This window comes from Streptomyces sp. NPDC046860, from assembly GCF_040645115.1.
Taxonomy (GTDB): domain Bacteria; phylum Actinomycetota; class Actinomycetes; order Streptomycetales; family Streptomycetaceae; genus Streptomyces.
In genome coordinates, this window is record NZ_JBEYXQ010000018.1 from 88150 (window position 1) to 113694 (window position 25545).

The window sequence follows — 25545 nt, forward strand, 5'->3', positions numbered from 1 at the left end:
TCAGAGCAGGCTGCCGCAATGCCAGGATGGACAGCATGACGACGATCCATGGTGAGGTCGCGGCTGGGTTCGAACCGGTACGTGAGGCGTTCGCAGCGAACTTCGCCCAGCACGGGGACATCGGCGCTGCGGTGTGCGTCTACCAGTACGGCCGACCGGTGGTGGACCTGTGGGGCGGCGTCGCCGACCCCAAGACCGGTCGTCCGTGGACACGGGACACGCTGCAGCTCGTCTACTCAGCGACCAAGGGGGCGACCGCAACCGCGGCACACATGCTGGCCGAGCGCGGTGCGCTGGACCTGGACGCGCCGGTGGCGAAGTACTGGCCGGAGTTCGCCGCGAACGGCAAGGCGGACATCCCGGTGCGCTGGCTGCTGTCCCACCTGGCCGGTCTGATCACACTTGACCAACCCGTCCCGCTGACCGAGGCGTTGGGCTGGCACCCGATGGCGGCCGCACTGGCCGCTCAGCGTCCCCAGTGGACTCCGGGCACGGCGCACGGATACCACGGTCGGACCTGGGGCTGGCTCGTCGGCGAAGTGATCCGCCGGGTGTCCGGCCGGACACCGGGCCGCTTCTTCGCCGACGAGATCGCCACCCCCCTCGGACTGGACTTCTTCATCGGATTGCCGGTGGAACAACGCGACCGGGTCAGCCGCATGGTGTACCAGCGACCGGCCGTCGACCTCACCACCGTGCCCGCCGAGTTGGTTCCCGAGGAACTCCGCGAGCAGGTTGCCGCGTGGCGGGATCCGGAGTCATTCAGCAACAGGGCGTACGCGGTCACAGACCCCGCCGCGATCGACTTTGACTCGCCCGAGGTGCAGGCCGCGGAACTCCCGGCCTCCAACGGCATCGGTACCGCACACGGGCTGGCGCGCATGTACGCCGCGCTGATCGGCGAGGTGGACGGCGTGCGCCTGCTGACCTCGGAGACCCTGGCCTCGGCGACCAAGGAACAGGCCAGCGGGAAAGACCAGGTGATGCTGATCCCGAGCCGGTTCAGCTCCGGGTACATGCTGCCTACCGAGACCAACCCCATGATCGGGTCAAACTCCTTCGGTCACACAGGCAGAGGCGGCTCACTTGGTTTCGCCGACCCGGTGCAGGGCATCGCCTTCGGCTATGCAATGAACAACATCGTCGGGGGTCTCGACGACCTGCGCGCGACGTCACTGGTCGACGCGGTGCGAAAGTCGCTGGCGTAACAGCTGGCATCGCTGTGGCCCCGAGATCCGGAACGGCTCGCCAGCCACGTCGGCGTACGTCGTTACGGTGCGCGGCGGCTACGCCGCGAACCGCCGAGTCCCAGTCGAGGTGGCGGCCGACGGAGTGGAGGCGATGCCGACGACCTCGACTTGGACACCCCATGCTTCGAGCGTCCTGGCCGTCTGCACCAAAGTGACCTGCGAGAACGGGAACAGGGTGTCGGCGGTGAGGTCGGTTCCGTCCTTCAGCAGGATTGCGAAGACGACTTTCGAAGGCCGGAAGTCTTCCGGTAGACCGTGCCCTTGCCGGGCGGCGGCTACCTTCTCGGCGAACCGTTCCCTCCCCTCCGGGTCGTTCCAGGCTCTCGACGGCATCGGCGGTGGCTGGCGAACTGAACCAGCAGGAACCAGGAGCCGGGAGCATCAGGGCGAACTGGTCATCGGCTGGGACGCGGCACCAGACCCCCTCCTTCTCGCCCGTCAGCTGCTCGCTGCTCTGTTCGCCTCCGAGCTGGTGGATAGACGAAGGATCTTGTCCCAAGTAGCCACTAGCCCCGCAGCGACGACCGTGGCAAGGGCGACGCCCACGGCAGATGAAGCCAGGGCAAACACAATGCCAGCGAGACAGAGGGTGAACGCGCCGCCTCGCAGCACCTGCTGCCGCCACGCTCTGCGCTCCCGGTAACTGTGCAACAGCTCGTCGCCGGATTCGCCCCCGGGGGCAAGATCTTGGAGCCGGCCGCTGGAGAGGACTTTCAGGATTCGCTCTACTTCGAGCAGAGCCCGCTTAGCACCGTCGATCCGATCGAGTTCGACCCCGTCTCGAAGCTCACGCACAAGGGCAGCAGCTGCCGAGAATCGGGCGATGACCCGCGGCATGGGGTTGCGGCCGTCGGGAAGCGCGCGTTGCACGGCATACCGCTCCAGTGCGACGGCGAAGTCCTCCAAGGCCCGGACAGCTGCAACATGTGTGGAGTTGAAGGGTGTTGTCGTCGGAGGCTCCTTCCCCGTGGCCTCCAGAGGGTGGAGAAGTGCCTCGTAAGCCCTCCGTGCCGTAACCGTCACAGCCTCGGTTGTCCACCGTTGCATGCCTTGGTTCGTGACCAGTGAGGCGATCGCGGCAGTGATCAACATGGGTGCCATCAGGGCCCCTATGGCGAGCGCGTCGCGCCAAACGTGCCAGGTTGTGCGCTCGATGGCTGTTGCAAGGGCGTAGCCCGCGGAGACGGATGTCGCGACGGGGACGATCATCTTGATGGCGAGTGCCCTTCTGGACACCTGATAGAGGACGTCCTCGCGCTGCAAGTAGTCCAGAGTTGGACGGTCTGGACGGGTCGCCAAGGAGCTGTCGCGGACCTGTCGCACCAGGTGAGCGCGGCGCCGTCTCGCATGTGCCCGCGCGTGAGCCCAGCAGATCCGTTCCAAGAGTGTTCTGGTACCTCGGCGCTGCGACGTTGCCGTCATGGTCAGGGCCCATATCGACATGGTCCAGGCGGTGAAGATGACCGCACCAAGCTCGGCTTTCGACACGTTCTCCCCCTCCGAAACTGCGTGGGGGCGAGCCCCATCGCAAGTTACCTCTTGGAGAGGGGTGTTGGCCCAGCCGGAGTCAGGCTCGTCACCCGTGCACCCGCTCTCGTAGCTGCGGTTCGGTGTACGGCTGGAGACGACCGCTGCTACTTCTCGCCCGGCGCGCCGACAACGTACAGTCCCCAAGTGCGCTACGACCAAAGGCCATTGATGCCGCGTCCTGGAGCGTTCCCTGATGAGAAGGCGCTCTCTGCTGTTGTCCTAGGCAAGCTCGACCGGTGGTTCCACATCGAGGAGCAGGTACCAGGGCGCTACTGGACCGGCGAAGAGACGCGCATAGACGCAGTACTCAGGCCCAGAGATCCGAAAGGGTGGCACGACGACGCCCCTGCGTTCGGTGTTGAGTTCAAGAATCCCACACCGAACACCAGCACCGGACACCGCTACGGATGGGTAACCCAGGCGGTTGGTTATGCCCATTGCGACTGGCAGGGATACGGGAGACTCGGGATCTTCTTGTGCCCATCACCTCTGTCCTGGCTTCTGTCCCGCGCTGATGAAGTCGCCACTGCCCGCCAGAAGAGGATCGATCCCGAAGCGCTGGAACAGGAGCGCGTAAGGGTTCGCGAGTATGGGCGACTGTTCGGCAAGGAGTACTCCGATGCCTACGTCGACAATGAAGCACTGCTAGCCCATCGGCGCGCCCTCGGGGAATTGACCTACGAGGAGTTCACCGCTCGCGCCGACGGGTTCGTCAACGCGGACGAGCGCCAGCGGGAACATGATCTGCGAATGGCCGACGAACTGACACACCTCATAGGACAACTCGGCGTCGGTGAACTCATGCCCTACGAGAAGACCGGCTGGGCGCTCATGCGATCAGGTATGCGGCTGTGGAGCGAACAGGACGGCGTGACCCGTGTCCCATTCCAGCTGCGGCCGCGCATCGGCTCCCGATGAAATACGTGAGTGGCTGCGCTCCACGGCACACTGTTGATTCATCGGTCGACATGATCTTGCGGCCCTTGTCATAGGCGACAGCTACCCCTGGCCACCGACACGTCGGACCGCGATGAAGCACCACCGACCTTCAGTACATGGTCAGCTGCTCGTGACCAGGCAGGTCTAAGTGTGTGATGCGGCCGGCCAGCGTCTCACCAAACTCCTGTACCTCCTGGGCGTTGCGGACGAAGGCTCGGTGGTACGACAGTTGGGGTGAGAGCGAGACGAGGGCGGGGCACGGGCGCACGATGCCGTACAGGGCGTGGTGCCGCCCCCGGGAGTACACCGGCACTCCGTAGGCGAAGTGCGCCGCCATATTCGGGTTCTCTGGGATCTCCACGCGCAACTTCTCTTCTCGCCAGGCCAGTTCGGCTACGGCTGCGAACAACTCCTCGGCCTGCTGTCGAGACAGCCGACCCCACCATGCCCTCGCTGTTTCCAGGGCCTGTCTCTCCTTCTCCTCCTGCTCGGCCTGTTCGCGGGCGCGGAGTGCGTCCCTCTCGGCCCACCGGTCACGCATCAGTTCCAGGAGAACGCGGTCCGGCCCCTCCTGTTCCTTCCGTCGGAGTGCGGCCTCTTCGGCGCGGCGGATCCGATCCGCTTCCTCCAGCTCTCTGCGGCGTTGCTCGGCCTCCGCCTCCTGCTGCTTCTTCCGGGCTTCGCGCGCTTCCTTCGCCTTCCCCTGGCCCTGGCGCATCTCCTCATGTTCGGTCTGGGCGCGCGCCGACTGCCGGGAGGTCCACCACAAATCCCGCAGGTACACCCAGCGCCTATCGTCGACCACACGGGTCACCCGTCGGTAGCGCGGCAGACTTCGGCAGGGTGAGAGCTGCCCATGCAATACCCACCGGACGAATGTCTGCAGTTCCTCCTCTCGGAACGTCCAACCGCCGGCGGTGTAGTCGAACCCTGCGACCCCGTCGTCCACCACCCAGACACCCTCAGTCTCTGGGGCCCGCACCCGCACGCCCGGCACCGCACCCATCCACTGCGGCGGCTTCTTATGCGGGCTGACCCAGCACACCGCGATCTTCTCTGCCCGATAGCGGGCGGTGCGGGCCCGTATGTCCTCCACCGTTATCGGGGACAGCTGCGCCTCCCAGGCCATGCGCTGCGCGCCGTCCGGCGAGGACGCCATGACATCCGCCCGCCATGAGCCGTCCTCGGCCGGGACCTCCAACTCGGCATACCATCCGGCCGCACGGATCGCGCCTGCCAACTCCAGCTTGAGCATGTGGTGTTCCCACGACTCGTTCGACAGCTCGCATGATGGCGGCCGTCCCGGGTCATGGCAGAAGAACCGCACACCGTATCGGGAGACCTTGGCATGGACGCCCCAGGAGCATTCCGGGCAGGTGAGCGGGGCGCGGGGACGCGACTTGTGGATCTGAGTCCAGTCCATCGCGCACCCAAGGTCGAGCTGGGTGGCGTCGAGTCGTCCGGCATCGGGGTGTAATGCGGTGAAGGGCATGAATCGCTTCTCCTCGCGATCCGGCGTATGGCGCGGCCTATCTGATACGACAGCAGATACCAGGCGGCACTGACAGTCCCCTCTCGTCCGCTCGCTGCGGACGACCGCAGAGAACCGAGGCAAGGGCCCGGGTCCCTGAGGGGCGAACCCGAAGCGGGGCCCGCGCGCCCAACAGCAACTGTTCACGGTCGGAATCGGGGGCACAGTGTGCGAGATAATGAGCTCGAAGTCTGGTACAGGGCAGTCGATTTCCCCGTGTTGGGAGGCAAGGTCACAAAACGCCTCGTCTTCAGCATCGACGCACTCGCCCATGCTCTCTTCATCACTGGCCGCGCACCCGGCGACACCGCACGACACGGTCTGACCTCTTCCTTCGAGTGGCTACACCGCGTCTCCCTGATCCCAGCGTATTTACGACGCCACCCGAACGGCTGGGTGATGCGGTCCGACCTCGCCCGCGAACTCGACCGATCGGAAAAAGTCGCGCTCTCCTACACCCTGGGCCAGGGCCTGACAGGCATCTTCTCCACACACGTTCTCTCCGTGCGCTTCCTGATGCACATCGACCGTTACGGCGGATCGCACGGAATCGTGGTTGACCCCCGGACCAAACGCCGCGCCGACTTCTTCGGACAACGGCACAGCGGTGGATGGGTAGTCGCGGAGGCCAAGGGCCGCTCGAACCGCATCGACAGCAGCCTCAAGCGCAGCATGCGGGCCCAGAAGAGGACCGTACGCTCCATCGGCGGAGAGATTCCCGAGATCACGTACGGTTGCGCCGCCTACTTCGAGGAGACAGAGGCCGGCGTGGAACGTTTGTGTCTGTACGCAGTAGATCCGCAGGAGGACGAACCCGAGGCCGTTGACCTGCGCGTGGACAACCCTGACTCCCTTATCGTCGCCTACTACGCCCCGTTCCTCGCAGCACTCGAAGCAGGTGAGCCAGTGGAAGACGCCGAGGGTAACTACCTCACCGCGTCCTTCGGCCCCTATGGACTGCAAATGTCCCTGCTGCGGTCGGTTGCTGCGCGCGTCCGCGAAGCCCAACGAGGTCGGCTTCGGGGCCTTCGTGACGACGTGATCGAGCTGCTCGGGCCATTCACGGAGTGGGAAAGCCCTGCAGGCCACTTCGCTGATGGCACGCGTGTGGCTACCAAGTGGGCGTCGTCGCTCGACCAGGACGACTGGGGGGGCATCACGGAGCTCTGGTAGCAGTAGGCGAAACCCGCATGGCCACTCAGATGAAGGCTCCGACCGGATTTCGGTCGGAGCCTTCGTCGTGCCATGGTCTCAGTTGTCCTGGCTGAACCTGGGCGGACCACGATGGACGGTGACGCCTTGGGCTACGTGCACGAGCCAGCTGGTGCTCGGTCGTCAGTTGAGCACCACATCAAGCCGACCTGTTGACCGGCGACACCCTCACCACGAAAGTTCGATCTCCAGGATCGAGCAGGCGCTACACCTGCAGGATGAGGGCCTCCACCTGGCCCAGCACCGTCGCACTGTCCTGAGCCGTCTTACGGGCAGACGCCAGGCGTTCCATCCACTGAATCCTCTGGTCGGCAGGCAGAGGATCCTCGCCCAACTGGGAGCGCAGGCGGCTCGCTTCATCGAAGTCGACCAGGAGGGCGTTGGCCGCCTCGACGGCACGCTGGTAAATGCCTTCAGCCAGCTCGATCCGGGCCGGCAGCTCCCGTCGGAGTTCAGCCAGCCGGTCACGCGGGTCGGACGGTGGCACCTGCCCATGGACGGTCGTGGCGCCGTCCGACTGGTTGGTGCTCTCGGAGTTGCTCCCCCCGTCGCCGGCGTCGCTGCCAGAGGCACCGGTCCGTGTGGCACGGCCCAGTTCCGCCGGGAAGAGGTGATCGAACCACGCCTTGTCGGCCACGAAAGAGGTTGCTTCGCCATTGAGGTCAGGAGCGAGCACCATCCCGGGCACGATCGGGGTCTGCTCCTCCTCACTCCAGAGGCTCTCGCCGTAGCAGACAAGCCGTCCGCCGCCGGGCGCCGCAGGCACCTGGGTCGCGTCAGGGTGCTCCAGCACGGACCGGGCGAACGCGAGCAGAAGCTCCCTGCTGACGCCCGGCGCGTTCTCGGTGTAAGCCAACGTCAAGGCCGCCAGGGCATTCGTCGGGGTACGGCGAACGCCCTTGCGCCCCGCTCCCGCCTCACTGCCCTGGCCGGGGGTGATCAGCGGTTCCGGTGCGTGGATCAGCGCGGGTGCCATCCGCCGCACCAGTGCCGCCCACGCGGTGGCGTCTCCAGCCTCGGCCCCGAGAAGCAGTTCCTTGAGCGGCCTCGGGTCCTGTCCGGAGCCGTCCTTGACTTCGGGCACGCCGAACAAGCCGAGCGCGGAGAGAATGTTGGCGCGGTGCAGGAACATCTGCGCAATGGCGGCGGACCAGAGCCTGGTACGGGCCTCTGCGGTCTTGGCCCGGATCTGGCTCCACGGAGCTTCCTGGAGAGCGGCCTTCACGATGGGCCAGTAAGGTCCGGTGTCCCGAATCTGGCGCTTCCCCGTCTCAGGACCGGCGGGGGGTACGTCGGGGAAGACGAGGGTGGTGATAGCCCGGATGGCGATGTCCCGCAGGGTGACCGGCGAGACCTTCTCGTCGGCAGGCAAAAGGGGAGCCAGCGGGTCAAGGGAACCGTTTGCGGTGAGGGCGTCGCGCACGCCGCCCAGGTCCAGCAGATCAGCCCCCTGGGCGGTGGGGAAGGCGTCGGCAAGGATCGGCCCGAGCTTGCCCTCCTTGGCGTAGGTGTCCACGAGTGTGGCGAACAAGGCGATCAGGCGCGCGTCCTCGTCGTACGGCTGGATTCCGCGCAGATGATCGTTGACGTTCAATGCCCGCAGCACGTGCTCCAGCGCGGCAGGGTTGCTGCAGCCGATGACAATCTCCGCCGGCACGGTAGCGATCTTCATTGCGCGCAGTGCCTTGTGGTCCGGCTCCGTAGCCTCTGCGGCACTGTCCTCGTTGAAGCCATGCGAGACGCGGTTGAGGATCTCCCGCTGGCTGAGCAACAGCACGGTGGGGTCGTTCGGTCCTTTCGAAAGCGGCACAGCGGATTGAGGCATCCCGGTCACCAGGTACTCCGAGCGCAGACCGAAGACATCGAGTCGGGCCAGGGCACGGTTGTTGGCAGTAACCGCGGCCATCCGCCACAGCCGGGAGGTACTGCCATCGGCGTTGGCGACTTGCCACTGCTGGAGAACGCTCATGCCGCGCGTCAGCTGACCGGCGGTGACCAGGGACTCGGCGAGGTCGTAGCCGCGCGTCTTGCCGGAGCGCCGCAGGTTCTCCACGGCATAGCGGTGAACGTGAACGGCCACCTCGTACGGCTGCTCGGCCAGGACGAGGGCGGTTTTGGGCTCGCCGTCCTCCTCCGCCGCGTGAACCACTGGGCGTGGCCGGCGCTGGCCAAGTGCGGCAAGCAAGGCGGCTTTCGTGCGCTCAGCCTCCCGCACCCGCTTGGTGGCCTGCACGTACTTCTCCTGCGCCGCGGCGAGGGCCGCAGCCGCGTGCGGATCATCGCCGGGTGCGCGTCGCCGCGCATCACACTCCTTCTCGGCGAGCTTCTTGGCCTTTTCCGCGTTCTCCAAGTCGGCTTCAGCAGCCACGAGTTCAACGACGCGCTGGGTGGCTTCCGGGCTGGGCGGAGCCCAGGAGCTGACAGTGCGGTCATTGAGGTCCCAGGGGACCACGGCAGCACCGTGGACGTCGCAGATGAGCAGGAGGACCTTGTCGTCGCCCGAGTTGACCTCGCGCCAAGCGGAGGGGGTGAGGACCTTCTTGCCACGAGAGGTGACGACGATCTTCTTGATCTCGGTGTCGCCGAGGGCGGTGGCGATGCCCTCGGTGATCGCGGAACGTGGGGGTGGGATCACGCCCGCCTGCTCACAGGTGTTCTCGACGGCGTCCGCGAGTCGCTCTCCCCATGTATCGGTGCCGATGTAGGGGTAGATGCCGTCAGGCCGCTTGGTTGCCATGGGAGTCATCCTTCTCCCAGCCGCAGCTGGGTGACAGCACGCACCCGTCCGCCGGGCGCGTGACACGCACCCGAGGCGAAGCCTCGCGGCAGCGGGACACAAGCCAACGACCTTGGTTGCTCGGCGTGTTCCGCTTCGTACGGTCCAGCTGCCGACGCCCGCAGAAGGATCAACCCGAACGACACCGTGGGCCTGGGGATCTCTCGACTGGTTTCCTGCTCCGCCGGCGGCGGCATGAGGCGGACGCCAGTGATAGACCACCGACGTGCGTGGTGGACTCTGCCACCGAAGTGCCCACCTGTACTCGTTCACTTCGACAGCGGTCACTCGATCGTGTGATTTGCCTGGCGATTCCCTTGCTAAACAAGGCCGTCGAGATAGGCGCATAAGGATGCCGAAGTTGTTGCACGGCGCGAACGCCCACACACGCGGGCAGGCGGGCTTCGGTGCGCTCTCGGTCGAGAGGCCACCCCACCGGGTGCCGAGCCCAGGTCTCCATCAGCAAGCGGCCACAGCAGCCACGGCAGCACCAACAGGGCGCAAGATGGAACTATGGATGAGCGTTCCGAAGCCGAGAGAAGACTGGCGGCGCGAGGCGTCACCATCCGCGGAGATGAGTGGCCAGACCTCGCGCGCCCGGAGCATGACGGCTATGCGAAGATCAAAGACTCGGGAGACGGCAGCCTCCTCGTATGGCTCTTGGTGCGGCCCGGGATCGACCCGTACGAGCGCAGAGCCTTCGCGGAGTGGGCGGAGTCGCGGATCGACCGGTTCTTCGAGCACGGACCCGATCCGGACGGCTGGCAGCGGGTGGAAGCGGACCATAGTTGGCAGATGTGGGTGCGCAGAGTAGAGCTGCCTGAGATATAGCCGGTCTGGCCGAGCTCACGAGGCTCTAGTGGATCCCTCGGGGCGGTGACGGCGACGGGGCTAACTGTGCGACCGCCGACCATCGGGCATGGGCATGACGTAGTGCCTGGCATAGGGGACTAGGTAGGAAAGGCCGCCCGTGACGCATGAACTGGTCGCAAAGACAATGGCTAGTAAGTTGATCTCCCTCTCGCTGAGTGCCAACGATCGCAGTTGACGGGCAGACCCCTATCGGCCGGGGTCGCGCGTCTACAACCCTGGGGGCTCCACATGACGAATGAGCAGCGGACGGTCGAGCAATGCCTGTGGAATCTCATTGACTCCATCCGGGGGCGCATGGATGCCAGCGAGATGGCCGACGTGCTGCTGTGGAACGCCGTCGACTGGAGAAGCCGGACTACGGGCCTGGCTTCACCGGAGCTCGACGACCTGCAGCGTGTTGCACGGAACGCATGCCAGGGAAACCCTGAATTGGACTCCGCGCTGGAAGGCGAGCAGGAGGTGCTGAGCAGCTACACACCAACGCAGATGCATCACTACGTCCGGGTGCTGCTCCGTCCCTACTTCCCCTCGTTCCACCGTGACGAGTTCACTACGTCCACCTCTCTCGTAGAGGTTGCCAGAACCGCCTTGACCGCGTACGAGCGCGACAGCCGCACGGAGGCAACGCATCTCTATGATCCGGCGTGCGGTTCCGCCACCCTGGCGCTGGACGCGGCGCGGGCGCTGGCTGAGCAGACCGGAACGTCTGTGTCTGTCGCCGGCCAGGACATCAACGCGTCCGTTGTCCAGCGTGCCCGGGCGCACGCCTTTCTCCTCGGGGCCGCTTCCGCGTTCAGCCACTCAAACTCCCTCGAACAGGATGCCTTTCCTGATCGCCGATTCGACTACGCAGTGGCCGAGATTCCGTACAACCTGTCCTGGCAGGGAAGCTACAAGGCATGCGCAGCCGAAGCCGACCGACCGGAAGGACGCTTCCCCGCCGGGCTTCCGCAGCCCAACAACGCTTCCCTCCTGTTCGCCCAGATCCTGGTCAGTAAGCTTCGGGATCCGGCGGACGGCGGCGGCCGGGGCGTTATGTTCACCGCTACCGCACCGCTACACGACACGGGCGGCAGCACGATCCGTGCCTGGCTGCTCGATCAGGACCTCTTGGACGCCGTCATCGCTCTGCCCGAAGGGCTCAGCACCAGCACCGGAATCCGCCTGTTTGCCCTGATCTTCTCCAACCGCAAGCCCGCAGCACGTCGACGCAAGGTGCAGTTCATCGATCTCCGCGGCTCCTTTCAGGATGGGGACCCCCATCGACTCGAGCGCCGCACGATCAGCGAAGCAGCTCTCGAAGAACTGTCTCGCAGCCTGAAGCATTCAAAGCCGACCGCTTACAGCCGAACAGCCACTGCGAAGGACCTGTCCTTTCGTCAGGTCAGCGTCACCCATCACTCCACCGCAGTCACCAGCAAGCGCGAGCCGGGTGACGTACCACGGCTGACCATGCTCCTGCCGGCAACCTCCGTCACCGAAACATGGCGCGAGACTCGATACGCCATGGTGCCACCGACCGTGACAGACATTGCCAAACCACAACTCACGATGTTCGACGTGGACCGCGTCTTCAAAACCGACCGAACTCCGCGCGCACTGCGGCCCCTCACGCAACTCGGCTGGAAGACCGCCCGCCTCACCGAGCTCACCGAGCACGTCTGCTACATCCCCTCGACCAAAGCTGCCGAACGTGCCGCCATGCTGTCGTCCGTTACCGGGGAGCAGGCTCTGATCGTCCCCATCGAACCGCATCTGGACGCAGTGACCGGGGACCCGGGCGAAGTCGCTCCCGACAACCGCGTGCTCGTGCTCCGGCCCAGGACTACGTACGCGGACGCCGAATATTTGGCGGGTTGGCTCAATTCTCCCCCCGGTCGGCGCCTGCGCTCGACGGCGGTCGGCTCCGGTAGCGACAGCTACGTCAGCCCCCGCGCCGTCGACCTCAACCATGCCTGGCGCATGGCGGACGATCTTCTCGTCGCCCTGCCGGACTTGTCCGTCCAGCGGGACATGGCCCGCACGGAACGAGCACTGGCCGCAGCTCGCCGTCACCTGGTCGATTCGCACCGCGAGCTCTGGAACGACCCCAAGAAGCGTTCCGACATCTACCGCGAAGCCAGGAGTCTCATTCCATCGGCAGATCTCGCGCAATGGGCGGCCAGCCTGCCCTTCCCCATGGCCAGCGCCCTGTGGGCGTACGAATCCAAGGGCGACAGCAACCTGCACGCCCGCCGCGACCAGATGTTCCACTTCTGGGAAGCCACGATTCAGTTCCACGCCATCGTCGCCGTATCAGCGCTACTCCAGGATCATTCACGGCTTGAGCAGGAACTTCCCGCACTTGCCGAGCAGCTCCGCTCCGCAGGACTCACCCCCGAGCGGGCTACCCTTGGTGTCTGGCACATCGTCTTGCAGCGGCTCAACAAGAGATACCGCACCGCACTGACCGGAACCGACACGGACGAGCAGGCGCGAGCACGAGCAGCCTTTGCCGACGCACCACCGGACTTCCTGGACACCCTCCTCAGCACCGACATCACGAACCTGTTCGCAGAGGTGATCCAACGACGCAACGCCTGGAAAGGCCACTCAGGTGCGATAAACGCCGACACGCTCAAGGAACAGCTCGACACCCTGACCGGTCACGTCCACACCCTGCGCAACCTGATCGGCGTCGGCTGGCAGGACTTTCCCCTCGTGCGCGCCGGCACCGCTCGGATCAGAAACAGGGTGTTCCACCATGATGTGGATTTGGCCATGGGCCCCAATGCACCATTCAGACAAGAGCAGATCCCGACCAACGTGGCCATGGAAGAAGACGGCCTGTACCTCCTCTCCCGCGAAGCCGGCAGTGCACTCCCACTCGCTCCTCTAGTCCTGATGCACCCGGTAGCGTTCGGATCAAGCAGCGGCTGCTACTACTTCAACCGCCTACGCCCTGAAGGTGTCCGATTCGTGGCCTACCACGAAGTAGCCCCATCGGAACTGACCGAGGTCGCCACGCCCACCGCCAATCTTGTAGCTGCTCTGGCCTCCGGCAGCCCTACAGAGGAGGCTGTTCATGCCGGTTGAGGTCTCCGCTTACGCAAAGGCAGTGTGCGTACGCGGAGGGATCCGCCGCTGATCAGGGCACGTGGCTCTCTCTGGTCTCAGTTTTGGTCTCATTCACCCCCGTCCGGTGTCGTCCGGCACCTCCACCACCATCCGCTCCACCGCAGTTCAGAACGCCCCCGTCCCGCCCCGAACCCCCAGACGAACATTTGGAAAGCGTGTTGGGGGCAGCCCTTGTCGGGTGTTCGGGGGATCTCACCCCGGGCTCCCGCAGAACCGTGCGTAAAGGTCTCCCGTCCTCCTGAAGGCCGCCAGTGCCCGGTCGCCGAGAGGGTGAGCTCTAATGGGCAGGACAGTGTCGACGCATCTGTGCCGATCCGGTCTCGAGCACGTCTGTCTGTCAGTGCTGCTCCGTAGAATCCCCAGCGAACAATCTTCCAAAGATCACGGCCTATGGGGGGCATGCTCAGTGAGCGCAACAGGCCGCAGGCGCCAGTCCGCTAGCCCGGAACCGACGATCGTGCCGGTCTCCCGGCTCGCCGACCGTGTACTGACCGGCGAGATCGTGCTGCCGAAGTACCAGCGGGCGTTCGTGTGGGGACCCCACCAGATCCTCCACCTCCTCGATTCGGTGCTGCGCAACTACCCCATCGGCAGCCTGCTGCTGTGGGACACCACAGAGCAACTCGCCAGCGAGGAGACCGTCGCGGGCTTGGAGGTGGATCCGCCGCGTCCCGGCCGCCCGGTCAAGTACATCCTCGACGGCCAGCAGAGGCTCGCCAGCATCATCGGCGCGCTGCACGGCGGCACCGGCTCCTGGGACATCGCCTACGACCTGGAAGAGGAGCGCTTCTTCCAGCGCACCCCGGAGAGCGCGACCGGACCGCACATCATCCCCATGCGGAAGGTGAGCTCGGCAGGATCCCTCTTCGGGCAGGTAGCCGAGTTGTCCCCCGAGTTGCGCGAGCGCGCGACCGAGTTGTACGAGCAGTTCGCCAATTACCTCGTGCCAGTGGTGACCTTGGACCACATGTCGGCTGAGGAGTCCGCGGAGGTCTTCGTACGGATCAACAGCACGGGCACGACGATGAACATCGTCGACGTAGCGCGGGCCGGCACCTGGAGCCCCGACTTCGACCTCAAGGAGGAGATCGAATCACTGCTCCAGGTCCTCGACGCGAAACGCTACGGCCGAGTCGACACCAAGACCATGCTCCGCACGATCGCGGTCGCCGCCGGATTCGGGTTCTCCACCAAGGACATCAACCGTCTGAGAGAACTCGACAAGGAGCGGTTGCGGGAGGCCGTCGTCGAGGCGGCGAAGGCGGCCGAGCGGGCAGTGGACTTCCTCAGCACCCAGATTCGCACGCCGAAGGCCGACGCTCTTCCCTACTACAACCAGTTCGCGGTGCTCGTCGAAGTGTTTCGGCAGCTGCCGAAGCCTTCGTCCGCGCAGTACGACGTGTTGCGCCGCTGGTTCTGGCTGACCGCGAGCGGTGAGTACTTCAAGGGCTGGAGCGAGGCTCAGATGGGTCCCGACCTGCAGGCGATCACTGCCTTCGCCAAGGGTGAGGCCCAAGAGATCGAGACGGGAGCGGCACTCCCGCGGAGCGCCTTGTGGCGGCGGAGTGCTTTCTCCAAACGGAACGCACCGAGCAAGCTCCTCGCTCTCCTCCTTTCGTACGAGGACCCGCTGGACCTACTCACCGGGCAGCGGATCGACGTAGGCAGGGCCTTGTCGTGGCAGAACGACAAGGAGTTCCATCACTTCTTTCCCAAGGCGTTTCTGCGATCGCGTGGGGTGACCAGCGCCGGGGCGAATGTCTGCGGCAATCTGGTCATGCTGACCTCGCACAGCAACATCTGGGTGACCGACCGGCCACCCTCGCAGTATCTGCGGGACCTGGCCGATATCGAGGGCGAGGGACCGCTACGTGAGCGGTTGAGAACCTGCCTGGTAGAGGAAGACGCATACCAGGCAGCGCTGAGGGACGACTACGACACTTTTCTCCGCGTGAGGTCGGAGACGTTGCACCGGCGGTTGATGCAGTTGATCGGTGGAGCGGCGGGACCGGTGAGTCCTGCCGCGAGGGGTGAGGCGCGGCCGTTGCCCGATGACGAGGAGCTGGAGGAGGAAGCGGACTCCGACTCTCTCCTGGACGAACCGATCGACCGCGATTCTGCGGACTGAGGGATGAGGTGGGGCCGGGATGCGGATGGCGGATGTACCGGTTGCTGACCGGCCCCGGGAGCGGCTGCTGGACCGAGGAGCGGAAGCGCTCTCCGACCGCGAACTCCTGGCCCTACTGATTGGCTCAGGCACAGGTGGCTGCGATGCGGTGGAATTGGCAGGGCAGCTCATCGCCCGGCACGGCGGGCTGTACGAACTCTCCCGGACACCGGCACACGAGCTGATGGCGGGGCTACCAGGGATGGGGCCGGCGAAGGCGGCGCGCATCGCGGCAGCCTTTCAGCTGGGGCGCCGGGCAGCACCAACCGAGGTCCAGAGTCGGCAATACGTTCGCGAATCCGCCGACCTGGCCAGGATCGCAGCACCGCTGCTGAGGGGCCTGAGGCACGAGCGGGTCGTGGTCGTGGTGTGCGACGCGGCTGGCGCGGTACTGCGGAAGGCGACGCTGACCGAGGGCGCTGTTGACCGCTCTCTTCTTCCTGTCCGTGATGTGCTGGCCCTGGTCCTGGCCACGAGCGGCACGGCCTTCGGCGTAGCCCACAACCACCCCACAGGCCGCGTGGAGCCCAGCGAGCCCGACCGCCGCGCGACAGCCCGCCTGGTGGCGGGAGCAGAGGCTGTCGGGCTCCGGTTCCTAGACCATGTGGTGGTCACGGACCGGGAATGGCGTCGGGTGGAGGCTATCTCCGGCTGAGAGTCGGCCCCGGGCCGACTACAGCTGTCCGGAGAACGCGGCGTTGAGGAGGGAGGGGCGGACAGCGGTCAGAAGTTCATCGCGGTGGCGCTGGCGGTTATCAAGGGCCCGAACCTTCTGCATGAATGCATTAACATCGGCTGTCGCCTGCTTGTGGCGGTCGCGCGGAATGCTGGGAATCTCCATGGCCATGAGAAGACCAGAGCGAAGGCGCGGAAGCTGGAGATTATGAGTGGCGTTTAGTACCTTGTCCAGAGTGGATTTGCTCCGCAGGCCAGCCGCAAGAAGCTCGCCAGGCATGATGCCGTTAGGACGCAGCACATACTGCTCCACGCTGCACAGTCCAGCCCGGTCGGAGAGCCACACCTTGTTTAGATACGGGCGCAGGTAACCATAGAGAACATCCCCAGCTGCGAACCTGAACTTACGTCCCTTCTCATCGCCGAGCGGGCGTGATCCGATTCGCGTACCGAGGTGTGGTGCAATGTGTTCCAGGCCCACGAACTCTCTGGCCGGGCTTGGGTCGTCACCAGGATGGACAGTGTCGCTCACCAGTGTGCAGACATCGTCCACCCTAACGGTGCCGGTTGCCCAGCGGGCGAGTACCTGATCGAGCCCAGATACTGCAAGCTGGCGGGCATCTTCCGTGCCAGGAGCGACTGCGAACGTCGTGCCAAGTTTCGACATGAGCTTATCGAGCTTGTCGGAGACCCGGCGCTGCTCGTCCGGGTCAGGAAGAGATACCGTAGCCTTCTCGAAGTTCTTCGGTGAGAGAGTCTGGTTACGGGCTACAGTCCCCGTCGAAGCTGAACGGATCAACGAGAGTCCGTCCGAGCTCTGGAAATAGTAGTTAAGGTATCGAATATCGACGTCACTAGTAGGACGGTAGCTTAGAAACCTAGCCGACCCGACGAAACCCTCCTCACTCTCCGTCGAGATTCCGATGGCGCCCTCCCAGGCCATGATGTTGCTGACGATAAGCCGACCAGGGTGGACCTCAAAATATTTGAGCTTACTCAGATCACAACCCAAGCAGGGATCACGATGGAAGATCCCGTTGCCGAAAGACTTGATGCCGATCTGCCTGTACTCCGCATCGGGATCGACGTCGACGGGGACGCGTTCCAACGTCAGGACGTCACCAAGCTGAACTTCATTCACCTCCACAGCTGACCCCCACCTCGTCGCGCAGCTCCTTCAGAAGCCCCAGAATCTCGTTCTCCGTCTTAATGAGCTCATTCACAAGATCCTCCGGAGATCGATGCGCCAGGCCCTCCCCACCATGGGGATTCGGGATGTCGAGGTTGAAGCCCGCCTTTTCGATCTCAGTAGCCGTTACTTTCCACGCGTTGCCGCCCTCTTCGCGGCCCTCTCGTTTCGCACCCCCCCACCACTCGACGCACGGCTCGAACTCCTCGAACCGCATCGGCTTGGTCTTGGTATAGCTCCGGCGGCCGTCCGGAAGGGGGAGCTCGTAGAACCAGACCTCCTCCGTGGGCTTGCCCTTCTCGAAGAACAGCAGGTTCGACGGAATCTGTGTGTACGGCGCGAAGACGCCCTGGGGCAGGCGGACGATGGTGTGCAGGTTGCACTCCTTCATCAGCTTCTGCTTGATGCGCGCACCGATGCTGTTCTCGCCGCTGGCGAAGAGGCTGCCGTTCGGCAGGACAATCGCGCAGCGTCCACCCTTCTTCAGCTGGTCAAGGATGGCGTGCAGGAAGAGCCAGGACGTCTCCTGGGTCTGGTAGCCCTTCGGGAACTTCTCGACCACCGACCGTTCTTCCTCACCCCCGAACGGCGGGTTCGTCAGTACCGCGTCTACCCGGTCCGCTGCCGTAGCGTCCCGCATCTGAAGCAGGGCGTTCTCTCGGACCAACCGCGGCGCGCCGATACCGTGCAGCAGCAGGTTCATGCTGGCCAGGAGGTACGGGAGAGACTTCTTCTCGATGCCGCGGATGTCGTCGTGCAGCTGCCTGCGCTGGGTGTCGGTCTCCACCCGCTGCACCAGGTCCTCGTACGCCTGGACAAGGAAGCCACCGGTACCGCAGGCAGGGTCGAGGATCGACTCCCCGAGTTTGAGGAAGGACTGCTGCACCATGAAGCGATTGACGGGGCGAGGGGTGTAGAACTCGCCGGAGTCGCCGGCTGCGTCTCGCATCTCCTTGAGGATCGACTCGTAGAGGAACGCCATCGTGTGGATGTCGTCCGAGGAGTCGAAGTGGATCTCGTCCACCAAGTTCACCAGGTCCCGTAGGAGGGTCCCGGACTGCATGCGGTTGTTGACGTCCTTGAAGATGGTCGACAGAACGTTCCGCGGGTCCTCGGCGTCGCCGTCGGCTCCCTTCAGTCCGGCAAGATGCGGGATGAGTTTGTCGTTGACGAAGGTCTTCAGTTCGTTGCTGCTGAAGTCGGGCTTCGTCGCCCAGTCCTCCCACCGGTACGGTTTCTCGATCGCCGGACGGTAGTCGGGGTCGAGCAGCGGCCCTACCTGCTCGACACGCTGGTCGAACGCCTTGAGGAACAGCAGCCAGGAGAGCTGGGGGAGGCGGTCGAGGTCACCATTAAGTCCGGCGTCCTTGCGCATGGTGTCGCGTGCCGACTTGATGACGGACGCGAGTCGCGCCCTTGACGTGGTGGCCACAGCCGCCTTCTTTTTGGTGGACGCCATCTCAGTCTTTCTGCTTCGGTTCGGCTTCGCCGTTGTCAGATGCCTCGCACCAGAATCCGCGCACCAGGTCGAGTGCGGCGTCGAGTCGAGGGGGAGTGTCGGTGAGGCTCTCGGCCAGTTCGGGGTAGATCTGCGCCCAGCTCGGCGGTGGTTCCGGAAGCACCGCCGGCACCTCATGTGTCGCCCGTACGGCGAATACATGGCGTACGGCATCGACTACGGATGTGTCCGGGACCAGGCCACTCTCGATGAGTAGTACCAGGTCCACCAGGTCCTTGACTCGGGTGTTGGGTCGGTCGCCGGAGTCGCGGGTGAAGGCGTGCAGCTTCTCGGCAAAGTGCTGGCGGCGATCCACAGCCTCGATGTCCCGGGGCGGAGTTCCGGCGAAGCCCAGGGTGTTGGGCAGCGGAAGCCTCTCGGTCAGGGCGATCTCCTCTCCCCGTGCGACGACATCGGCGCGTACGGTCGCGAAGATCCTGCCTGCCAGTCGGGACTCGACGGAGAAACGCCAGCCGCCCCGCCCTGCCGTGTCCGCCCTGAGCTCGATGGGAGGGGACACCTGGAACAGGAAGCCATCCTTGTCCTCGTCCACTGCGATTACGTCGATGAGGAGTTCACGCACTGCTGGGCCGTCAAGTCCTGATTCGCAGTCCGGGCGGGCAGCGAAGTCCATGTCCTTGGTTGTGCGCGCTCTGCCACTCAGACGGAACTCCATCACTGCCCCGCCCTTGAGGACCCAGCCCGCTGCCGGGTCAGCGGAGAGGCGGGCTGCGACTCGGTCGAAGACGACGAGACGGCGCCGCCTAGCTAGATCTGTAGCGGTATCGGCTGCCTGCTGCTTGAGCCGGACCTCAAGGGCCCGCCGGAGCGCGGTGGCGTCACGATAGCGATCGGTCACTGCGTCTCCTGAAGCGCCCGCTCGATACCGAGTTCAGCTCGCGCGCCCAGCCGCTGGGCCGTGTGCAGGAGGCGTCGCCGGGTGGCCAGCCCCCGTTCCAGAGCCTCGGCGACGGCGGAGTCCACTACGTCCTGGTCCACCTGCGCGGCCGCGCACTCGATGATCGCCCGTACCGGTGTCGTCACGCGGTAGCCGTCACGCTCCTCGATCTCGTCCTGGGCGAGTTCGGCCCGGTGAAGGATCACGGCATCGTCTTTCTGTCGAAAGCCGGGAGGGACTGTGAGATGGATCTGTGAGGGGTTGGCCGTACCCAGGTCGTGAACAGACAGGGCGGTGGTGTGGGAGACGATCGCGCGCCCCTTGCTCCACAGGGACCAGCGGACCAGATGGTCGTCCGCACCACCGGGCAAGACGTCGAACTCGCGGAAGCGGTAGATGCCACGGTCGACGGCCGTCCAGTTGCCACGCTGAGCGTGGTACCGCTGGGCTTGATAGGTGTACCCAACCTCAAGCGCCTGAGCTGCTGTGAAGTAACCACGCTGCCCGCCGGCGATGCGCCAGAGGGCAGCCCTGGTGTCCGTACGGTCCCTGAGCACCTTTCCAGCCTATCAGGGGCGAATACCTAACAGTCGCCTTTAGTTTGACGAGACTCATCTACATAAAACTACAGTTTTATTTTACTTACGAAGCTTCCAGTAGTCGCTTGCTCAGCTCGTCAATGGCCTCGTGCAGAGGCTTCGCGCCGCCGAAGCGGTTCGCCAGCTCGACGACCGAGCCCATCTCGGTAAAGGGGCGTACCCCGAGGGTTTCCGGCTTGAGCTGGGGCGAGCCGTGCTCGGCGAACTTCAGCAGCATCTCCTCGAGCACCTGTCGGGCTTGAGGCTGGAAGGACTCCAGGAAGTCCCGGTGCTCGTGCAGGAACCGGTACAGCCGTTCCTCCCGACTGACCAGCGGCAGTCCCCAGGCGACGTTGAGGAGCAGGTCAACCGGATCGACATCAGGGCTGCCGAACTCCGCAGGCAGTTCCTCTGCCTCGACGTCGGCGGTGTGCAGGATGGTCATGAGCTCGCGCCTGCTCTTGGCTACGGCCCACTGGGAGCGCAGCTTGTCCGGTGCGAGGTCGAGTTCGAGTACGCGGTCGTGTACCCACTGCTGGATGGTCACCAGCCTCATCGTCCGGCCGTCCGTGTCGAGCTGGTACCGGCGCTCGCCCCACTTGTAGACATGTACTCCGTTGACGACGTAACGCCTGCCGCGGGACCGGATGCGATCCACCTCTTCGGGGTCATCCACCCTGTCATCGGCATGGGGCTCGTCGAAACTGCCGCCGTCCGTCTGGTCGTACGCGGCCTCGGGCTCGGCCACACTCTCCGGGTCGATCCCGTCGCCCTCGGGGGTCTCCGGCGCGCTCCCGACCACATGCCCTTGCTCGTCGGCTGTATCGCGCACGACGCGGAGCGGAGGTCCGTCGAACCCGGGGTCGTTGAAGAGCCGGGTGGCCTCGACGAAGTCGATGATGTCGAAGGACCCCTTGCCGATCTCCGGGCACAGACGAGTGCCCCGACCGATGGTCTGCTTGAACTCGGGCATGGAGCCGATGCGCCGGAACAGGACGATGTTGCGTACGGCTGGCAGGTCGATGCCGGTGTTGAGCAGCTTGGACGTCACGGCGATCACTGGTTCGTCGGAGTCGTCCTTGCGGAAGTCATCCAGCAGAGCCCGGCCGTGGGGGCCGTCAGCGTCGGTGATCCGAACAACGTAGTCGTGGTGAGCCTGCACCTCCGCCGAGGCCGCGTTGAAGAGGGCCGTGCGCATGCGGGCAGCGTGGTTGTTGTCCTCGCAGAACACGATGGTTTTCCCGTGCTTGCCGTCCTCGGCAGTGGAGCGCAAGTAGTCGATGACGTACTGCGCCGCTGCCTCGGTGCGCTCCAGGATCACCATGACTCGCTCGAAGTCCTTCGGACCGTAGACGCCCTCCGGGATCTCGTTGCCGTACTTGTCCCGCTGCCCGGGCTCCGTCTGGTAACCCTCCATGTCCACGTTTAGTCGGACCCGGCGCACCCGGTACGGGGCCAGAAAGCCGTCCTCGATGCCGTCGGCCAGCGAGTAGGTGTAGACGGGCTCGCCGAAGTAGTCGAAGGTGTCGGCCTCCTTCTTGCTGATCGGGGTGGCGGTCAGCCCGAGCTGGGTCGCAGGAGAGAAGTGCTCTAGCACGCGGCGCCACTGCGAATTATCCCGGGCGCTGCCCCGATGGCACTCGTCCACGATGATCAGGTCGAAGTAGTCGGGTTCGTAGCGACGGAAAAGTTCTTCCTCATCGCCCTTCTCCAGCGCCTGGTAGAGGGCGAAGTAGATCTTCCGGCCCCGGACGGGCTCGCCGCTGATCTTGTGGACGTCGTCCTGGCCGAAGACAGGGAGGAAGTACTTGTCCTTGGGGTCGTCGACAAGCATCGAGCGGTCCGACAGGTACAGAACCCTAGGCTTGCGGCCCGAGGTCCACTGGGACCTGTAGAGCTTGGCGACCGTCTGAAGGGCCACCATGGTCTTTCCTGTACCGGTGGCCAGCACAAGAAGGATCCGCTTCTGTCCTGCGGCGATGGCCGCCAGGGTGCGAGCTACCGCGACGCGCTGGTAGTAGCGGGGCCGCTTGGCGGTGTTGTCCGAATTTCGCAGCGTGTGATCGTAGGGGGCGGCTAGGAGTTCGCGCCCGACGCTAGAGTCCGCCTGCTGATCGGCCAGATAGCGGCTCCACAGCTCCTCGGGCGTGGGGAAACGGTCGATTTCCCGGATTGTGGGAGCAGCACCGCTGTAGTCGATCTCCACGATCTGCCTGCCGTTGGTGGCGTAGGCGAAGGACAGCCCGAGCTTCGCGGCGTACCGACGAGCCTGCTCCACACCGTCGTTGGCATCGACGCGGTAGCGCTTGGCCTCGATAACGCCGATGGGGACGTCCGGCGCGTACTCCAGCACATAGTCGGCAACCAGAGGGTCGCCGTAGACGTGCCGCTTCGGCGTCGGTGTGAGTCGCCCGTCGTTAATGCGGAACTGCGGGCGAATCTGATCACTGGCCCACCCGGAATCAGCGAGGGCAGGTATAACCAATGCCCGGCACGTCTCGTCTTCTGTCATCCCCTGTGCACCTGTCACCACACGGAGAGTAGTGCCGTTGATCGCGGCTGTCCTCACCGTTGGCGAGATCCAGCCTCTCCCTGACGTGCAGCGGACGGTGCCGCCCCCGATGGCTCGCCCAGGCCGGAGAACACGCCCTGCGCGGCGCGGCCTAAAGGCAATGCTGTTGCTTTACGGGTGTGCGGGTTGGGGTCGTTGGATGCGGACGGCTTGGGTGCCGGTGTGGGTGGGTTGGGGCCATGTGTGGTGTTCGGCCCGTTTGAGTCGGTAGTTGGACATTTTGCGTTTGACGACGCGAGGCTGGCTGCGCAGGCGTCTGCGTGGCAGGAGGCGTTCGAGCAGGTCGTGCTGGAGCACGACGAGGGCTCTGACCAGCAGCTCAGGGGGAAAAGCCGCCTGGCGTGACGGTCACGCTGCGCCGGGCGGAGCGCAGGGTTTCGGTGAAGGAGACCCGGTCGGGATCCAGGCCGCGGGTGGCGGCGGTTCTGACCATCAGCTCACGCAGTGCATGGTGGACCAGCAGGTGGGACCAGATCTGCTGCAGGATTCCATCAGGGGTCTTGCTGGTGAGCACGATGCGGGCGCCGCGCTGATGGGTCTTGAGCTCGGCGAAAACAGCCTCCGCCTCCCAGCGTTCCTGGTAGAGCGCGGCCAGCTGGCGGGCGGGGTAACGGCGGGCATCGAGCAGGCTGGTCACCAGCCGGTAGTTCTCGTCTTCGCGGCTGGTGCCGTGCAGCTGGTAAGCCACCACCCGCACCGTGACCGGATCACGGTGCGCGGAATCGGTGTGGGCGTGGATGCGGGAGATCCAGGACCCGTCCCGCAACTGCCGCTCGACGGGCAGGATGCGGTTGGCGGGCACCCGCCACAGCAGATCGGCACCGCTGGCGGTGAAGGCCCGCCACAAGGGCACGCCGAGGAACTCCCGGTCCGCCAGGACCAGTTCGCCGCGCTGGCAGGAGCGGGGCAGGCGGCCCACCAGGGTGACCTCGCCGGTGCGGCAGCCGGCCAGTTCGGCATCCAGGACGAGGTGGGTGCCCACCTCGATCAGACAGGCCATCCGTACCTGGGGGAAGGAGGACCTGTCGTGGCCGCGGCCGTTTCCGGGACGCCCGAAGGCGGCCTCGTTCGCCGGGCTGTCGGCCACGTCCCAGCAGGTGCCGTCCACTGCCAGCAGCCGCAGCCCGCGCCAGAAACACCCCGGCATGGCCTCGGTGCCCATCGGTTTCGCGGTCGTGGCGAACAGCACCCGCAGCGGCTCCGAGCCCAGGCGCTGGCGGGCCCGGAACAGTGACGACTTCGCCGGGATGTGCCACTCACCCAGCAGCCCCTGGCCGCGCAAACCCTCGACCAGATGCCGCATCACCTCCAGATACGGCGCCGGCGAGAACAGGGCAAGAGCGAGCACGAAATACACCACCAGCCGGGCCGGCAGCAGGCGTCTGCGCTGCTCGCCACGACCGCACGCGGCCACGACACGATCCACCAACCCAGGCCGGTATACCCAGGTCAACAGCCCCAGCCCCGATAACTCACCGACGTCCGCAGACACCCGCACCACCCCCGGGAGCACTCCACAGCAGCGTACGCCCACGAGCTATTGCAACGGCATTGGGCCTAAAGGGGCGTTAGTTCAGGACGCCAAGTGCTGCAGCCGACTGGCAGCTTCGTCGAGAACGTCGTCCCTCTTGCAGAACGTGAAGCGGACCTGGCTGCGTCCGGCGTCGGGGTCGTCGTAGAAGACGGAGTTGGGGATGGCGACGACTCCGCACCGTTCGGGGAGCGCACGGCAGAAGGCATAGGCATCCTTCTCGCCGAACGGAGTGATGTCGGTGGTGATGAAGTACGTGCCCTGGGGCTGGTAGACCTCGAACCCGGCCGCCCGCAGGCCGTCGCCGAGCAGGTCGCGCTTGCGGCGGAGGTCGGCACGGAAGCCGTCGAAGTACGAGTCTGGTAGCCGCAGAGCTTCGGCGATCGCGTACTGGAACGGGCCCGCGCTGACGTACGTCAGGTACTGCTTTGCCGTCCGAACGGCGGAGACGAGCGGTCCGTTCGCCGTGACCCAGCCAACCTTCCATCCGGTGAAGGAGAACGTCTTGCCGGCCGAGCCGATAGTGACCGTGCGCTCGCGCATGCCGGGCAGGGCCGCGATAGGGCGGTGGGTGCCCTCGAAGACCAGGTGCTCGTACACCTCGTCGGTGACGACGAGCAGGTCGTGCTCGATGGCGAGTGCGGCGATGGCGCTCTGTTCGTCGGCCGTGAGAACCATCCCGGTCGGGTTGTGCGGGGTATTGAGGAGCAGCAGACGGGTGCGCGGGGTGATCTTGGCGCGCAGCTCGTCCAGATCCGGGCGGAAGGACGGGGCACGCAGGGTGAGCGGTACGCGCTTCGCGCCGGCCATCGCGATGCAGGCCGCGTAGGAGTCGTAGAAGGGCTCGAAGGCGATGACCTCGTCGTCCGGCTCCAGCAGCGCCAGCATGGTGGCGGCGATGGCCTCGGTCGCGCCGGCGGTGACCAGAACCTCGGTGTCGGGGTCGATGGAGAGGTCGTAGAAGCGCTGTTGGTGGTCGGAGATGGCGGCGCGCAGTTCCGGAATGCCCGGGCCGGGCGGGTACTGGTTGCCCTTCCCTTCCCGTAGGGCGCGGACGGCGGCCTCCCGGATCTCCTCGGGCCCGTCGGTGTCCGGGAAGCCCTGGCCCAGGTTGATCGAGCCCGTCGCGGTCGCCAGGGCCGACATCTCCGCGAAGATCGTCGTCCCGAGTCCGTCCAGCCTTCGGTTCAGCAGCGGCCTGGCGTTCAT

The 25545-nt window shown here is 65.4% G+C and carries 18 protein-coding genes; 7 read left to right on the forward strand and 11 right to left on the reverse strand.

Going from position 1 to position 25545, the window contains the following annotated elements; translation table 11 throughout:
• Positions 1-35 precede the first annotated feature (35 nt).
• The gene (locus tag ABZ898_RS23610) at positions 36-1208 is read left to right on the forward strand and encodes a serine hydrolase domain-containing protein (RefSeq protein WP_361662230.1); all 1173 of its coding nucleotides are present in this window, start codon (positions 36-38) and stop codon (positions 1206-1208) included.
• Between the two features lie 78 nt (positions 1209-1286).
• On the opposite strand, the gene ABZ898_RS23615 is transcribed toward ABZ898_RS23610, so the two are convergent.
• Both ABZ898_RS23615 and ABZ898_RS23620 read right to left on the reverse strand, forming a co-directional pair.
• On the reverse strand, positions 1287-1583 hold the full coding sequence (locus ABZ898_RS23615; RefSeq protein WP_361662232.1) for a DUF6119 family protein: 297 nt from the start codon (positions 1581-1583) through the stop codon (positions 1287-1289).
• Positions 1584-1688: 105 nt separating this feature from the next.
• A complete protein-coding gene (locus ABZ898_RS23620) occupies positions 1689-2513 on the reverse strand; it encodes a hypothetical protein (protein WP_361662235.1) in 825 nt (274 codons plus the stop codon).
• Positions 2514-2924: 411 nt separating this feature from the next.
• Here ABZ898_RS23620 and ABZ898_RS23625 point away from each other — a divergent pair, with 411 nt between their 5' ends.
• On the forward strand, positions 2925-3698 hold the full coding sequence (locus tag ABZ898_RS23625) for a hypothetical protein (RefSeq protein WP_361662238.1): 774 nt from the start codon (positions 2925-2927) through the stop codon (positions 3696-3698).
• A gap of 130 nt (positions 3699-3828) precedes the next feature.
• Here ABZ898_RS23625 and ABZ898_RS23630 read toward each other — a convergent pair whose 3' ends face one another.
• A complete protein-coding gene (locus tag ABZ898_RS23630) occupies positions 3829-5211 on the reverse strand; it encodes a competence protein CoiA family protein (protein WP_361662241.1) in 1383 nt (460 codons plus the stop codon).
• Between the two features lie 255 nt (positions 5212-5466).
• On the opposite strand from ABZ898_RS23630, the gene ABZ898_RS23635 reads away from it, so the two are divergent.
• Positions 5467-6423 (forward strand): hypothetical protein, encoded by a 957-nt coding sequence (locus ABZ898_RS23635; protein ID WP_361662243.1) that lies wholly within the window; start codon positions 5467-5469, stop codon positions 6421-6423.
• 244 nt (positions 6424-6667) lie between these two features.
• Here ABZ898_RS23635 and ABZ898_RS23640 read toward each other — a convergent pair whose 3' ends face one another.
• A complete protein-coding gene (locus ABZ898_RS23640; RefSeq protein WP_361662246.1) occupies positions 6668-9199 on the reverse strand; it encodes a hypothetical protein in 2532 nt (843 codons plus the stop codon).
• Between the two features lie 552 nt (positions 9200-9751).
• Between ABZ898_RS23640 and ABZ898_RS23645 the strand changes: the two genes are divergently transcribed.
• From ABZ898_RS23645 to radC, 4 genes are all read left to right on the forward strand, one after another.
• On the forward strand, positions 9752-10069 hold the full coding sequence (locus tag ABZ898_RS23645) for a hypothetical protein (protein WP_361662249.1): 318 nt from the start codon (positions 9752-9754) through the stop codon (positions 10067-10069).
• A 270-nt stretch (positions 10070-10339) separates the two neighbouring features.
• A complete protein-coding gene (locus ABZ898_RS23650; protein ID WP_361662252.1) occupies positions 10340-13186 on the forward strand; it encodes an N-6 DNA methylase in 2847 nt (948 codons plus the stop codon).
• Positions 13187-13634: 448 nt separating this feature from the next.
• Positions 13635-15356, forward strand: coding sequence for a DUF262 domain-containing protein (locus ABZ898_RS23655; protein ID WP_361662255.1), 1722 nt, complete (start codon positions 13635-13637; stop codon positions 15354-15356).
• A 19-nt stretch (positions 15357-15375) separates the two neighbouring features.
• On the forward strand, positions 15376-16050 hold the full coding sequence (gene radC, locus ABZ898_RS23660) for a DNA repair protein RadC (protein ID WP_361662258.1): 675 nt from the start codon (positions 15376-15378) through the stop codon (positions 16048-16050).
• Positions 16051-16068: 18 nt separating this feature from the next.
• Here the strand turns inward: radC and ABZ898_RS23665 are convergent, their stop codons facing one another.
• The 7 genes from ABZ898_RS23665 to ABZ898_RS23695 form a co-directional block, all read right to left on the reverse strand.
• A complete protein-coding gene (locus ABZ898_RS23665; protein WP_361662261.1) occupies positions 16069-17217 on the reverse strand; it encodes a hypothetical protein in 1149 nt (382 codons plus the stop codon).
• Positions 17204-18718 carry an N-6 DNA methylase gene (locus ABZ898_RS23670; protein WP_361662264.1) on the reverse strand — a complete coding sequence of 505 codons (1515 nt, stop codon included), beginning with the start codon at positions 18716-18718 and terminating at the stop codon, positions 17204-17206. The genes ABZ898_RS23665 and ABZ898_RS23670 overlap by 14 nt, the downstream gene beginning before the upstream one ends.
• 1 nt (position 18719) lies before the next feature.
• A complete protein-coding gene (locus ABZ898_RS23675) occupies positions 18720-19616 on the reverse strand; it encodes a nucleotidyl transferase AbiEii/AbiGii toxin family protein (RefSeq protein ID WP_361662267.1) in 897 nt (298 codons plus the stop codon).
• Positions 19613-20212, reverse strand: coding sequence for a hypothetical protein (locus tag ABZ898_RS23680; protein ID WP_361662270.1), 600 nt, complete (start codon positions 20210-20212; stop codon positions 19613-19615). Before ABZ898_RS23680 ends, ABZ898_RS23675 begins: the two co-directional genes overlap by 4 nt.
• Positions 20213-20297: 85 nt before the next feature.
• Positions 20298-22745, reverse strand: coding sequence for an EcoAI/FtnUII family type I restriction enzme subunit R (gene hsdR / locus ABZ898_RS23685; protein WP_361662273.1), 2448 nt, complete (start codon positions 22743-22745; stop codon positions 20298-20300).
• A gap of 379 nt (positions 22746-23124) precedes the next feature.
• On the reverse strand, positions 23125-24297 hold the full coding sequence (locus ABZ898_RS23690; protein WP_361662276.1) for an IS4 family transposase: 1173 nt from the start codon (positions 24295-24297) through the stop codon (positions 23125-23127).
• A gap of 81 nt (positions 24298-24378) precedes the next feature.
• The gene (locus ABZ898_RS23695) at positions 24379-25545 is read right to left on the reverse strand and encodes a pyridoxal phosphate-dependent aminotransferase (protein ID WP_361662279.1); all 1167 of its coding nucleotides are present in this window, start codon (positions 25543-25545) and stop codon (positions 24379-24381) included.

Bases quoted from the DNA above. Each gene is read 5' to 3' on its own strand.
- ABZ898_RS23610 (WP_361662230.1), top strand. From the start codon at position 36: ATGACGACGATCCATGGTGAGGTCGCGGCTGGGTTCGAACCGGTACGT.
- ABZ898_RS23615 (WP_361662232.1), bottom strand. From the start codon at position 1,583: ATGCCGTCGAGAGCCTGGAACGACCCGGAGGGGAGGGAACGGTTCGCC.
- ABZ898_RS23630 (WP_361662241.1), bottom strand. From the start codon at position 5,211: ATGCCCTTCACCGCATTACACCCCGATGCCGGACGACTCGACGCCACC.
- ABZ898_RS23640 (WP_361662246.1), bottom strand. From the start codon at position 9,199: ATGGCAACCAAGCGGCCTGACGGCATCTACCCCTACATCGGCACCGAT.
- ABZ898_RS23645 (WP_361662249.1), top strand. From the start codon at position 9,752: ATGGATGAGCGTTCCGAAGCCGAGAGAAGACTGGCGGCGCGAGGCGTC.
- ABZ898_RS23650 (WP_361662252.1), top strand. From the start codon at position 10,340: ATGACGAATGAGCAGCGGACGGTCGAGCAATGCCTGTGGAATCTCATT.
- radC (WP_361662258.1), top strand. From the start codon at position 15,376: ATGCGGATGGCGGATGTACCGGTTGCTGACCGGCCCCGGGAGCGGCTG.
- ABZ898_RS23670 (WP_361662264.1), bottom strand. From the start codon at position 18,718: ATGGCGTCCACCAAAAAGAAGGCGGCTGTGGCCACCACGTCAAGGGCG.
- hsdR (WP_361662273.1), bottom strand. From the start codon at position 22,745: ATGACAGAAGACGAGACGTGCCGGGCATTGGTTATACCTGCCCTCGCT.
- ABZ898_RS23695 (WP_361662279.1), bottom strand. From the start codon at position 25,545: ATGAACGCCAGGCCGCTGCTGAACCGAAGGCTGGACGGACTCGGGACG.